This window comes from Mesorhizobium sp. M1143 (genome assembly GCF_040318435.1).
GTDB lineage: Bacteria > Pseudomonadota > Alphaproteobacteria > Rhizobiales > Rhizobiaceae > Mesorhizobium.
In genome coordinates this window covers 1-12,933 of record NZ_JAMYMJ010000025.1, presented here as the reverse complement: position 1 = coordinate 12,933, position 12,933 = coordinate 1, and the positions used below count along the sequence as shown (strand labels likewise).

Here is a 12,933-nt window from a genome sequence, read left to right as displayed (position 1 = left end):
CCCGCCGGAGCGGGTAGGGCAGCTGGAAAGAGAGTGGATATCAGAACGCAATATCGAAGTCTTTCTTCGCGTTCGTGGCGTCGAAGAAGGCATCCTCGTTCTTGATGAACGGCGGGATCTTCTTGCCGGCCGCATAGTCGGCCATCGTAGCGAAGGCCTTCGGCCCGAACAGCGGGCTGCAAGCGCAGATAGCACCGATCTTGCCGTCAATGATCGCCTGGACGCCTTCCTTCTCGCCGTCGATCGACAAGATCAGCACATCCTTGCCCGGGGTCTTGCCGGCTGCTTCCAAAGCGGCGATGGCGCCCAGCGCCATCTCATCATTATGCGCGTAGATGATATCCGCATCAGGGTGCGCCTGAAGCAGCGTCTCGGCGACCTGCCGGCCCTTGTCACGGGCGAAGTCGCCGGACTGCGACGCCAGGATGGTGAACTGCGAGTGCTTGGCGATGAAATCGTCGAAGCCTTTCTTGCGGTCGGTAGCGGCCGAGGCTCCGGTCGTGCCTTCCAGCTCGATGATCTTCGACTTGCCATTGGCGTTCTTGACCAGCCATTCGCCGACGCGGGTCGCCTCCTCGATGAAATCCGAACCGATGAAGCAGACATAATCCTCGCCCGGCTTGGCCATGGTGTGATCAACGTCGCGGTCGACCAGAAACACCGGTATGCCGGCATCGCGCGCGGCAAGAATGACCGGCACAAGGGGCTTGTCTTCGCGGGGCGGCAGGAAGATTGCGTCGACGCCCTGCGCGATCATCGAGTTCACGTCGGAGGCCTGCTTGGCCGACGAACCGGCGGCATCCGTGTAGACCAGCTGATGGCCAAGCTTGGCGGCTTCGTCCTGCATGCTCTTGGTCTCGGCAAGACGCCACGGATTGTTGCTTTCCGTCTGGGCGAAACCGACCTTGTACTTGTCCTTCTTGGCGAGCGGCGGGAGCGCCGCGAAGGCGCGTGAGCCGAGTGTCAGCGCGACCGCGCCGGCGGCGGAGCCAACCAGTAGTTTTCGACGGGTAATGATCATGCTCTTTCCTCCTTTATCGTCGCTTTCAGCGACTGTGTAATTTCCTCACGATATCGGCCCAGACGGCTTCGGCGATGACGCCGTCGGGAAGCTGGATCAGGGCGCTATGCCGCCTCCAAAATAAAGTCGGCGCAGCGGTCGCCCAGCATCATGGCGGGCGCCGCCGTATTGCCGGCATTGATGTTGGGGCAGGCCGACATGTCGGCAACCCGCAGATTGTCTATTCCGCGCACGCGCAGCGCCGCGTCCAGCACCGCCATCCGGTCGCTGTCCGAGCCCATCCGGCATGTCCCGGCCGGATGGTAGTTGGTCTTCACAAAGCGCTTGCAATGCTTTGTCATGGCTTCGTCGCTGAGATCATCCTGGCTTGGCACGGCAATGGCCTTGACCCGATCGGCGAGCGGCTTGGTCTGAAAAGCCTGCAGGAAATAACGCTGGCCGCAGATCATTTCCCTCATGTCGTCGGGATGTTTAAGGAGGTTCGGCGAAACGATCGGCATGTCCTTCGGATCCGCCGAACGCAGCCTTACGAAACCGCGCGACTTTGGCTTCACCACCACTGTCGTCACGGTAAGCCCATAGGTGTTCTCGACCAAGGTCAGGATATCGCGGTCCAGATAGACGTGCGGCACGCAGAAGGCCTGGATCGTCGGTTCGCCCTCGGGATCGGCCGGATTGACGAAGGCTCCGGCCTCCACCCCCGCTGACAGGATCGTGCCGGTGCCGAAGAGCTTGAAATGCAGGCCGTTCCTGATCATCCTCCAGCCTTGGCCTTGCCTGAAATAGCCGTATGGGCCGTTTGCGGTGGCGATGATCGGCACCTCCGGATGGTCGATCAGGTTTTCGCCGACCCCGGGCAGGTCGGCGACGCAGGAAATGCCGTGCCCGGCAAGCGCCTCGGCGGGGCCGATGCCGGACAGCATGAGCAGTTTCGGCGAGACGAGGGCACCGGACGAGACGATCACGTCGGCATCTGCATGGACGGTATGCTCGGCGCCCGACGCATCCGAATAGACGACGCCGGTGACCCGACCGTTTTCGATCAGCAGCCGGCTGACTGTGCAATTGAGTTTCAGCGTCAGCTTGGGATCATTCGTCAGCGGCTCGATGAAGGCATAGGCGGCGCTGCTTCGCTTTCCCCGCCGGTTCATGAACTGGTAGAAGCCGACCCCGCGCTGCGACGGTCCGTTGAAGTCATGGTTGTACGGCAATCCAAGGCCTTGGACGGCCTGGACGAACCAACGGGAAACATCATCGATGTGGCCTGGATCCGAGACCAGCAGCGGACCTTCGCTTCCATGCAGTTCGCCGCCGAGGCGGTTGTTTCCCTCCATGCCGGTGAAATGCGGCAGCACCGCCTGCCAGTTCCAGCGTACGCCGGCATTGTTGCCGCGCAGCAGCTCGTCCCACTCCTCATAATCGGCCGAGCGGCCTCGCATGTAGACCTGGGCGTTGACCGAGGTGCCGCCGCCCAGCACGTTGCCTTGCGAGATTTCATGGACGCGGCCGTCGAGATGGGCCTGCGGCTCGGTGCGGTGATAGCGCATAAATTTCGAGCCGTTGATCATCTTGAAGATGCCGGGCGGCATGTCGAGCAAGGGGTGATGATGGGAATGGCCGGCCTCCAGCAGCAGGGTTCGCCGTCCCGCTTTGACAAGCCTTGCCGCCGCGACGCAGCCGGCTGCTCCGCCGCCCACCACGATATGGTCGTAGGACTGCGTCATGCTTCCGGCGCCTCACGGCTTTCGAATGTTCCGCGGACATACTCCCAGGCCGCCGAGAGGTGGTTGAGCAGCGCCCGCTCGGCGCCGTCAGGATCTCGCTCAATGATGGCCGTGCAGATTTCACGATGGCTGAGGAAATTCACGCGGTTGCGCTCGGGCGACCGTGGCATGCGCATCCAATGCGGCGACAGCCAGGCGGTAAATGCCTTGTGCACGACAGGCAGCACCGGGTTGCGCGCGATGTCATAGAGCGCTGCGTGGAACGCCACGTCCGTCGCATAGAATTTCTCAGAATCCGGGATGGCTGCCTCGTTCATCGCCAGCGCCGCCCTCAGGGCTGTGACGTCATCCTTGCGGGCATGGATGGCGGCGTTGCGCGCCAGCGACGCCTCGAGGAAGACGCGCATGTCGTAGAGGTTCTTCACGCCCGCCTGGTCGCTCAGCAGATGTCCTACGATGCCGTCGAGGGCGCCGAGCGCGGCATCCAGGCCAGGCCGGCGCGCCACGGGCCGGAACCGCGGACGCGCTTCCACCAGGCCGCGGCTGGCCAGGCGCGCAATCGCCTCACGCACAACGCCCCGGCCCACACCATACTCGATCATCAGTTCGCGCTCGGCCGGCAGGTAGCTGCCGTCGCCAAGCCTTCCGGACGTGATGTCGGCCTCTATGCCGGCCACCATCGCGTCGGCCGCGCGAGCGGCGAGAATAGCCGCGGGCATCTCAGGACGCTCTTCCGTATCCAGCAAGCCTTTTTCCTCCCAGATGGTCCTGTTATTAGAAGGTAAATCGGACCAAAGCACAAGCGGATTGATGCTTTTGTAGGACCAAAAATGACGGATTGGCTTCAGAACCGCTGAAAGATCAGCCACATTGTTGCCAGTCAGCGCTGCCGGTGCAATTATGGTCCGATGAAAAAACGTGAATGGAGCGCAGCATGAGCCGCACCGAAATCAAGGAAGTCGAGACCCGGCTGTTTCGGGTCCCACTGCGTGAGGTGATGACCGATGCCAAGCACGGCGCGCACACGCATTTCGAGCTGGTCACCGTCACGCTGAGGCTTGCCGACGGCACCGAGGGCACAGGCTACACCTACACCGGCGGCAGGGGCGGCTATGCGATCAAGGCAATGATCGATCACGACCTCGCGCCGTTCCTCAAGGCACGCGACGCAACGCAAATCGACACGATCTACGACGGCATGCTCTGGCACATCCACTATGTCGGGCGCGGCGGCATCGCTTCTTTCGCGATCTCGGCGATCGACATCGCATTATGGGACCTCAAGGGCCGGCGTAGCGGCCTGCCGCTTTGGCAGATGGCGGGCGGGGCCGGGAAGAGCGCCAAGGCCTATCGCGGCGGCATCGACCTAAACTTCACCCTCGATCAGCTTTTGGCCAGCATCGATTCCTATCTCAATGCCGGCTTCACCGGGGTGAAGATCAAGGTCGGCAAGGACGACCTTGCCGAGGATGTGGCCCGGGTGAAGGCAGTTCGCGAGCGCATCGGCCCTTATGTCACCTTTATGGTTGACGCCAACTACGCGCTGGACGTCCCGCGAGCGATCGAGGCAGCGAGAGCATTCGCCGCCTACGATCTGCTGTGGTTCGAGGAGCCCATCATACCCGACGACTATGAGGGTTACGCCAGCATTGCCAAGGCGACCGGAATGCCCCTGGCAATGGGAGAAAACCTGCATGTCATCGAGGAGTTCGAGCATGCCTTCGCTTGGTCGAATCTCGCCTACATCCAACCCGACGCCTCCAACTGCGGCGGGGTCACCGGCTGGCTGCGCGTGGCAGCGCTCTCACGCAAGGCTGGCATTCCGGTCTGCAGTCACGGGATGCAGGAACTTCATGTCAGCCTCGTTGCAGGTCAGACAAATGCCGGCTGGGTGGAGGCGCATAGTTTTGATATTGACCATTATACCACTGAGCCGCTGAGGCTTCAGGATGGTTTGGCGATAGCACCCGACGAGCCTGGAGTGGGCGTTGTCTTCGACTGGCGGAAATTGGCGGATTTTCGCCAATAGCGCCCCCTGAACGGCGGCACGGCCGCATGCATTTTGTCCAGATCCTGCTTCCTCGTTCCGGCAACGCGGAGAGCGCTTCGCCGAGGAAGACTTCGACCGTCTGAAGAACGAACTCGCCGCCGCCGCAGCCAGCGGGCATACCACTTATCGGATGCTACACTTACATTTGTAATTGCAGCGACGCTTCACCGGCTTTAACTCACGCGATCATAGCAGCGACTCGACAAATGCAGGCGGCCGCCCGAACACCGGCAGAAGCTGCAAGCATTGGGTGCGCCTGCAGGGAGGCGGCGATGGTTGCAACGCGTACGGACACTGCGCATGCGGTTATGGAGGACTTCATTCTATCACGGCACCGCTCACCGGTCCGCGAAGTTGGATTTTACGAGGCTATGAGTCAAACCCGACAAGCGATCGCCGCATCGCGCGAGGTGCTGAGGCGCTTTCGCGAACGTCAGGGCGACGACACTCCTCGAGCAAAGAATACAGACCGTGGTCCTGTCGCCGTGTCAGCCTTCGATGCCGACATCATACGCGCTGCATGCCGAGATCTGATCGCGGAGATGAACGTGCCCGAGTGTCAATGGCGCGAGCTGGCGCGAAGTCTGGTGCGCGAATTCGTGGCCTGCGAGCAGACCGAAGCCGGTTTGGTGGATTGGATCGTCCGCCGGCCAGCGATGACGGAGACGGACGAGGCCGGCTGACCGGAGCCAACTGGCGAGGCGGCGAATGAGCCAGGAGTCGGTCGACCGCAATTAACGCGAGCAAACAGTCCTCCCGGCGACTTGTTGCGCGGGAACTGCGGTGATCCGAGGATCGGAAACTTTGGCGAGCGGCTTGGACACATCTGATCCTCCTCGTTTTTAGGCGTCCGGCCCCGTGTTCGTATTCGGAGACGAATACGTCCAGCCGACTGTCCAAGGCAGACGGCGACGGCCATGTCGCGTTGCTCCCGGCCTTCGCACACAAAGGAGCCCAAGCCGGATGCTAACTGGCTGCATTAGGCCAATGGGAACAATTTGCGCGGGCCGAGCTTGGGCTAGCGTCGTACAGAGGTGCAAGTATGCAAGATAATTTTGACCGAGCTTCATCCGTCGCCGAGGTTGCGGAATCATTCGTGAGATCCCGGAGGCCGTTCTCTGTCGTATCGACCCGGGATGCGGTCACGATTGTCAGGAAACAGGCAGCTTTTTGCGAGCATACGGATGGCGAGCTTGCGGAGTTGGTGGCGGCAATTGCGGTCAGGCATGGTCGATTGGTCGCGTTCGATCTTGATCTCGACGACACAGGCTTGGAGATCGGTCGCGCAGCATAGCCAACGCCTCACGCAATGAGATAGCCACCGTCAACCGGCAGAATTGCCCCAGTGATGAACCCCGCGAGCGAAGAACACAAGAACAAGGCGGGGCCGGTCAGGTCGCCCGGCGTACCCCAGCGACCCATCGGAGTGCGTTTCATCAATTCCGCGTTGCGAACTGGATCGGTCCCGTGGCGCGGCGGTCATGGCGGTCTCGATCCAGCCAGGCGCCAATGCGTTTACGCGGATGCCATCCCCGGCATAGGCGATGGCGAGCGACTTGGTAAGTTGCACGATGGCGCCCTTGGATGCGGCGTAAGCCGGGGCATGAGCCGCGCCGAAAAACGCGAACATCGAGGCGATGTTGACGATGGCGCCCCCGTTCGAGAGTGCCCCTCGGAACGCGCTCGCACTCCGCATGGAGCCGGTGAGATTGATATCGACCACCGTTTCGAAACCCTGGACAGTGAATTCGGCGGCGCGCAGGTTTACCCCTGCGCAATTTACGAGCGCTGCAACGGATGTGAACTGACTGGAATATCCTTCGACCGCAGTCATGTCCCGGACGTCGAGTACTGAATACGAGACGGCGGTGCCGTATGCACGAGCGGCCGCTACCTCGGCGGCCGTGGCCCCCGTCGCGTGGACAATTGCCCCGGCCTCGGCGAACGCCATGGCGATGCCGTTTCCGATACCTGTCGTGCCTCCGGTAATGACGACGGTCTTGCCCGCGAAGAAGGGCATGGCCCATATGGAGTCGGTCACCAATATCTCCTCGTTTCGCCCCTGTGGCGGACCGCGAACTCACCGCAGCGGAAGGCAAACGGGCGGATGTCTACCGTACGAATTGATCGACGAAATCGTCACCGAGACCCACGCTCGCATAGTGATTTCTGCACATGTCGATCTTGGTGAAAACGTCCTCGAAACCAATCTGCTTGTTATCCTTGTCCAGGTAAACCATGCAGCCGGAAATGTTGAAGAAGGTGATCATCTCGGGCACGTCGCTTGGAACTGTGAGCGTGTGGATTTCACCGGGCGGCTCGAAAACGTAAGATCCCGTCTCTGCCACCCAGTCGTGTTCAAGATAGTGCCAACGCCCCTTGATCACATAGCCATGCACGGGGGCCGGATGCAGATGACGGCTTAATATCCCGGCCCGGCGTACGCGGAGCAGATTGCACCACTGCCCTTGCATTGTGTTGAGCATAAGTGGTCGGAACCAGACGCCCTCCGCCTGTGGGACCCAGACACGCTCGTCTTCGGGGACGGCAGCGATCGCGATCTCTTTCGGTGCCAGGGGATGGGCGGAGCCGTTGAAGGATTGATACATAGGAACCTCTGTCGCCAATTCATTGGAGTCCATATCAGCGATCCTAACAACTGGGCCGAGTTCTGCCGAGGCGCAATCGGGCGCCCACGCATTGGGAAAGTTGTCGGCGCGCGCCCGCCCGCTGCCGCGACCGCAAGCGGGAAGGGTTTCGGGATGGTCCGTTGGGCGTCGAAGACGATCAGTGGGTTCCTTCTTGCCTCATCATGCGGCTATCCGGGAGTGCACCGGGCTGGTCCTGGTCTGGAAGCCCCGGTTTCGGACTTCCAAGGCCAGCAAGGCGAGTTCGACCTCGTCCAATCGCGACGGGCGTGCATTTTCCGGCATGCCTTCGGCGGTGGCCACGTCGATCAGGTACTCGTTCCAGGCCCAGTTCTTGAGCACAGCGCGTTTCTCGTCGGGTGAAAGGACGGGATCATCCACCACCTGCATCGGAGAGGTGTAGAAAGTCTCGGGCTCGGAAAGCGCCGTCTGTATGTGCCCTGCCTGTACACCCGTGCCGTAACCATGGCTTGCCTGGAGCCAAGCCAATCGCACACGCTGCAAAACTACGTCGGAAAAGGCCTGTTTCTCCTGCGATACATGCTGACTCCTGATCTTGGCCTGGGAAGCAGGAGGTGCCGCCTGCACCACGTAATTGAGGCCTTGACGCTCGGCATAACGGATGGCCGCTTCCAGCGTCGGAAAGTTAAGTTCAACCTGGGTCAAGGTGTCCCGGCCACCGGTATAGGCCCATCAGCGGCTCGATGAACGGGGCTGTGCGGCGTTCGAAGACCAATCGCCAGTCCTTGCGGGGCTTTGCCGAGGTCATGGCCGAGCGGCAGGGCTGGTAGATCCGCGCCGTTGCGCCGTCCGGAAACACTGACCGTCCCCATGACAAAGCCGGCCCGTCTAGACGAGGCCGATTGTCATTGTCAGGCCGGACGGACGTCTTGGTTGGGTTCCTGATGTTGTCGCTGCTTTGAACTGTCTCCATTGCCTGTCCATCCCGTTATGAAGGGTCGCACGGGCAGCGGCCGTAAGGGCCGCCACCCATACTGCATCCGTCAGTTCTTCCCGTTGATTGCGATCCGCTTGGCCTTCGCCTGCGCCCGCTCGGTCTTGGGCAACGTCACGGTCAGCACCCCGTTCTTGAAGGCGGCGTTGACCTTGTCTTCTTCAACCTCGTAGCCGAGCGGAATGAGGCGCTCGAAGCGACCGTAGAAGCGCTCGGAGAACTGCCGGTCCTTGTCCTCGGTCTCGGAACGCTTCTCGCCTTTAAGCTTGAGCGCCCCATTTTCCAGCAGGACTTCTATGTCGCTCTCGTCCAGGCCAGGTATTTCCGCCGTGACGCGGACTTCCTTGTCCGTGTCGGAGATTTCGACACTCGGCCAACTGGCGGCGAAAGAGGGACCGAAGGCCGGCAGTCTGGCGCCAAAGCTGCGGAAGGCGTCATCGAACAGCCGGTTTACCTCCCGGTGGAGGGAGACGAAGGGGTCTCGATCTCCATCAGGGAAGAGACTGGGCGCCGAGTTTCCGTTGCCCCGGCCCCATGGGATCAAGTCACGTACGCTCATTGTCTTTCTCCTTTCGTAGGTCTCTGAGCCGGGCGGGACGCCCGGCTCAAGCGAAAGCCTTCATGGTGGATTGCTCAGGCGGCCAGCTTGTCGGTCTCGACCTTGGGCGCCTCGATCTTCGGCATGGGAGCCCCGCTGGAGATTTCGATCTTGCGCGGTTTCATCTCCTCGGGAACCTCGCGCTTGAGATCGATGCTCAGCAGCCCGTTCTCAAGGCTGGCGCCCTCGACTTTGACATGATCGGCCAGTTCGAACCGACGCTCGAAAGCGCGCCCGTTGATGCCGCGGTAGAGATACTGGCCGTTCTCATCGCCGGATTGCGACCCGCTCACAACCAGCATGTTGGGCTGGTAGGTGACGGTCAACTGGTCCTGCGGGAAACCGGCGACCGCCATCGTGATGCGATACTGATCATCCTTGGCGATATCGTAGGGCGGCCAGTTGTCGAACGAGGCCACACGACTCGCACTTTCAAGCATGTCGACCATGCGGTCGAAGCCGATGCTGGACCGGTATAGAGGGGTAAAATCGAGGTTTGTCTTCATAGCCACATCCTCCTTTGAGCAACATGGACAACAGAAGGCGCCCAAGAGCCTTGGCGCCTCCTGGTGTTGCCGGCCCCATTGGGCGGCCGGCGACCATCAATTTAGAATCGCGACTTGCACCTTCAAGAGCAAGAATAGGAAAATTTTCATCGGCAATCTGGGCGAACGCACCAATGCCACCCCTTCCGCCGGCGGGGTCACTCGCCGACGGGTCCATGGTGCAAGAACAACTACGTCGCCCTTAAATCCGATCGACGAATGGTACGAACGCGGCCACTGCCGCGCTGTCACTGCAGTCAGGACCGGCACGCTCATCCGATTGATCCAACTGTTGCAACGCATCCATGATCGTGTCGAAGCTGACCGGTTCACCCGCTCGCGGCAGCATGCGAAGCGCTGGCACGGATTATACGGCGCAGGCATCCGATGCCCATGGCGAAAGAATGGCGCGCTTCTCCTGATCGTCCAGGGCAACATCGGCCAAAACGTCGTGGGGATGTTTGAAATGCCGCGCCGGATGCAGCAAGCGGTCCAGAAAACGTCAGGGCCCCACGGGTTCAATCGATGCAAAATAGCTCGAAATGGGTCCTTCCATGGATGGTCCTCCGCTTCAGACAATCTCATGCGTGTTTGGCGGCTCTCGCCAGCGGCTGTCGCGATCACGACCAGGCAGATCATCCAGGAACGACGCTCAACGACTTTCCCTAGGTGATGTCGATACCGAGACTCATCGTCCGGCACCCTGGGCGGCTCGATCACGACCGAAGCGAACGAGCCGTTCGCGATCGAGGGTGGCGATGCTGCACTTCCCCAGATGTTCGGAGCATAGCGAGGGCTGCGGCCTTGGAGCGGCGAGGGGACTTGCCTACATCGCACATGTCGTCGATATGGAGGTCGATGAGTTCGCCGAAAGTTTTCAGGCGCGCTATACGGACTTGGTCGGCGTCTCACCGCGATCGACTTGGTGTCGGTGCCCCGGCGCCGCGCAACGTCGCGTTGCAGGGAGGTCTCGCTGACGCAGCGTGTGCGGCAGGTTCTAAGGTTCTGATGTTAAACAGATGCTGAAAAATCAAGAGCATAGACTGACCGTGGCACCTATGATGGATGGGGAAGAAGATTAACAAAATCAGATGTTTATGAGGGTTCGTGTGCAAATACTGCACACGCAAGTTCCGCTTCTCATCTTTTTTCGTTCCTACGAGGGAGCTGCCGAAAGGCCTTTTCGGACCCTCTTTTGCCGACGATACTGTCCGCTCCAATGCGAATAAGCATCAGTGGACGCAGACCACAAACCCTGGCCGACGTTGAAGTCAAAACGTCCGGGGCGGCCTTCTTCTTGTCGGGGTCGATCACCGGCAGTGGCGCAGTCGGCTCATGGAGCGGGGGCGACAGCCCAATTCATGACGAGATTGCTTTGACCAACGATCGGCCTGTTGCGACCGACGCATGGTCGATACCCACAACGGAGAACGATGCGACCAGGGATTTCACAGTCACCCTGTCCGGCTCTATCATCTAGGCCGTGGGCATCTCGTTCCAGTAAGGATCAGCCGGCGATTCGCCATTCCAAGGCCAAGCTAAGGGCACCTAGTGGGCCATATCGCGCAGAGGCTTCTTGCGCTTCGGCGGCACATAGGCCTGCACCAGCCTGACCTTGTCGATGTCGACCGTGACCGGCGGTCCAGTATAATTGTCACCTTGCCGCCTTGCTCGTCGACATAGGTGACGTTGCCGACGAGTTCGATCTGCTGCCCGCGCTTCACCTTCGTCGTGCGATCGAGGATCGAATGGGGGAAGTTGTAGCTGGGTATGCTGACGCTGACGTGGTCCTCGTCGACCCGCCTGCGCACTGTGGCCGTTTATCGCCACCTCGTCGCCGATGCCTATTCCCCGAGCCATGACAGGATTCTGGAGCGGACAGCTTTTTAGTCGAGATGTAGCTAATATACGGCGCAGCCCTTGGTGGACTGACGGGCGCCACGGCCGAATCTGCCTATTTCCCAGCCGGCCAGGCCTGCGTAGGCTGACTACCAAGTTATATACGCTCATGCTAATATGAGGGCACCACACCTTTATGAAGTAGGCAAAGGTGGAGCATGGTCAACGAGTCGGTGACAACCTACGTTGTGAGCGTGTTTGAAGCGCCGAACTGGCGCACGGTGCTTACGACCAACGACAAGGCTAAAGCCTTGGCCTGGGCGAGAGAGATCGGCGAAAACGTGCAGGTCGAGGAGATCACGCCGGAGCCAAAGGGTGCTAGCGCTGAGTAAAACGGCTGGTTGCTGCTGGGCGGCTGGCCGGAAGGACCGTTATCCTGCCGGAATTGATCAAGCGCGACCGTGACGAGTGCTCCCTTGCCTTGCAGGCGGCTCACGTCGCGTTTGCCAAGACAGGGGAGCCGGATTGCAAATTGCCACACCTAGGCCGATACCGAGGCCGAGGAACAGCTTACCTGCCGCATCGATGGCGCGTACCAAGCATTCAGCAACAACGCGCCACTGACACTCGGGCACGTCTGCATCCCTGACTAGGTTTTGAAATGCGGAGCGGAGAACGTCGGCATCGAACCCCGATATGCGCATCGGCGCGAGATCGTCCTCGTCTTCGAGCACCTGGGCCATATCTTCGCGGTAGCGTTGGCGAAGGCGCTTGAGCAGTTCGCGCGACTCTTGGATGGCTTGCCGGGTGTGGTCCATGTGGCTGCGGAACGCAGCTGTTCCGGTCATCGACCGGCTCTGCAACTGAAAGCTGGTTTCCATCACCGCACGTGCGGTTTCTAAATGCTTATTAGATCCATCGCGGCCTCCCTTCCGGCGAAGGGAGTTATTTACTCTCTTTTTAGCGAAGGAGGTTCAAAGGTACGGTTTCGTACAGGGGAGGCCCCGGCCTAATCAGCCAACATTGAGCGTGGTCGGCGCTGTCGGGGGCAACGTTACAGTTGGGTGACGTGACGGTGCCGACCACACTGGAGAGTGGTTGTGTGCGTCAAGTTCTGCAAAATGGGGCGGCCATGATGCTGGTCATGCGGCTTGGCGCAGAGCGAGCTTCTTGTGCTCGCGCAGGTCGTCCATGTTGATGTATCGGTTGGCCTCCATCCAGTTTTCGTTGGTCTCGACGGCCAAGGCCCTGACCAGGCGCAGGCAGCTTTCGGTGTTGGGGAAGATGCGCACGACATAGGTGCGCCGGCGGATTTCCTCGTTGAGCCGCTCCAGCATGTTGGTGGACTTGAGGTGCTTGTGATGCTGACGCGGCAGCCGGAAGAAGGTCAGGGTTTGTTCGATGGCATCCTCGGCCCAGCCTGTCAGGCGCGGATAGCGTGCCGACCATTTGGCAAGGCATGCGGCAAGATCAGCCCTGGCCTCTGCGAGATCGCGCCGGTCGTAGAGCCAGCGCAATTCCTGCAGGCAGTCGTCGCCGTGCTTCCTCGGCAG

General features: G+C 60.7%; 12 protein-coding genes and 1 pseudogene. 3 read left to right on the top strand and 10 right to left on the bottom strand.

The window, feature by feature from the left end; translation table 11 throughout:
- Window positions 1–40 precede the first annotated feature (40 nt).
- The 3 genes from NKH35_RS17885 to NKH35_RS17875 form a co-directional block, all read right to left on the bottom strand.
- Window positions 41–1,021, bottom strand: coding sequence for an ABC transporter substrate-binding protein (locus NKH35_RS17885; RefSeq protein WP_023672664.1), 981 nt, complete (start codon window positions 1,019–1,021; stop codon window positions 41–43).
- A gap of 104 nt (window positions 1,022–1,125) precedes the next feature.
- Complete coding sequence (locus NKH35_RS17880; protein WP_023714229.1) at window positions 1,126–2,745, bottom strand: GMC family oxidoreductase; 1,620 nt, start codon at window positions 2,743–2,745, stop codon at window positions 1,126–1,128.
- Complete coding sequence (locus NKH35_RS17875) at window positions 2,742–3,491, bottom strand: FCD domain-containing protein (protein ID WP_023682469.1); 750 nt, start codon at window positions 3,489–3,491, stop codon at window positions 2,742–2,744. Before NKH35_RS17875 ends, NKH35_RS17880 begins: the two co-directional genes overlap by 4 nt.
- A 188-nt stretch (window positions 3,492–3,679) precedes the next feature.
- On the opposite strand from NKH35_RS17875, the gene NKH35_RS17870 reads away from it, so the two are divergent.
- Entirely contained in the window at window positions 3,680–4,774 is a 1,095-nt protein-coding gene (locus NKH35_RS17870; RefSeq protein ID WP_023734372.1) for a mandelate racemase/muconate lactonizing enzyme family protein, read from the top strand.
- 293 nt (window positions 4,775–5,067) lie between these two features.
- Window positions 5,068–5,478, top strand: a complete 411-nt coding sequence (locus NKH35_RS17865; protein ID WP_023710474.1) for a hypothetical protein — start codon at window positions 5,068–5,070, stop codon at window positions 5,476–5,478.
- A gap of 619 nt (window positions 5,479–6,097) precedes the next feature.
- Here the strand turns inward: NKH35_RS17865 and NKH35_RS17860 are convergent.
- The 5 genes and pseudogenes from NKH35_RS17860 to NKH35_RS17840 form a co-directional block, all read right to left on the bottom strand.
- Window positions 6,098–6,746: pseudogene (locus NKH35_RS17860) on the bottom strand (SDR family NAD(P)-dependent oxidoreductase).
- A gap of 160 nt (window positions 6,747–6,906) precedes the next feature.
- Window positions 6,907–7,404 (bottom strand): 2,4'-dihydroxyacetophenone dioxygenase family protein, encoded by a 498-nt coding sequence (locus NKH35_RS17855; RefSeq protein ID WP_023710477.1) that lies wholly within the window; start codon window positions 7,402–7,404, stop codon window positions 6,907–6,909.
- A gap of 201 nt (window positions 7,405–7,605) precedes the next feature.
- Window positions 7,606–8,109, bottom strand: a complete 504-nt coding sequence (locus NKH35_RS17850) for an ETC complex I subunit (protein WP_352915622.1) — start codon at window positions 8,107–8,109, stop codon at window positions 7,606–7,608.
- Window positions 8,110–8,447: 338 nt separating this feature from the next.
- Window positions 8,448–8,957, bottom strand: a complete 510-nt coding sequence (locus NKH35_RS17845) for an Hsp20/alpha crystallin family protein (RefSeq protein WP_023696160.1) — start codon at window positions 8,955–8,957, stop codon at window positions 8,448–8,450.
- Window positions 8,958–9,031: 74 nt separating this feature from the next.
- Window positions 9,032–9,502: an Hsp20 family protein gene (locus NKH35_RS17840; RefSeq protein WP_352915620.1), complete on the bottom strand. Its 471-nt coding sequence runs from the start codon at window positions 9,500–9,502 to the stop codon at window positions 9,032–9,034.
- Window positions 9,503–11,598: 2,096 nt separating this feature from the next.
- Here NKH35_RS17840 and NKH35_RS17835 point away from each other — a divergent pair.
- Window positions 11,599–11,772, top strand: coding sequence for a hypothetical protein (locus tag NKH35_RS17835; RefSeq protein ID WP_023672650.1), 174 nt, complete (start codon window positions 11,599–11,601; stop codon window positions 11,770–11,772).
- Between the two features lie 57 nt (window positions 11,773–11,829).
- Here NKH35_RS17835 and NKH35_RS17830 read toward each other — a convergent pair whose 3' ends face one another.
- Window positions 11,830–12,261 (bottom strand): hypothetical protein, encoded by a 432-nt coding sequence (locus NKH35_RS17830; protein WP_352915617.1) that lies wholly within the window; start codon window positions 12,259–12,261, stop codon window positions 11,830–11,832.
- A 261-nt stretch (window positions 12,262–12,522) separates the two neighbouring features.
- On the bottom strand, window positions 12,523–12,933 hold a 411-nt coding region (locus tag NKH35_RS17825; RefSeq protein WP_352915614.1), incomplete at its 5' end, for a transposase.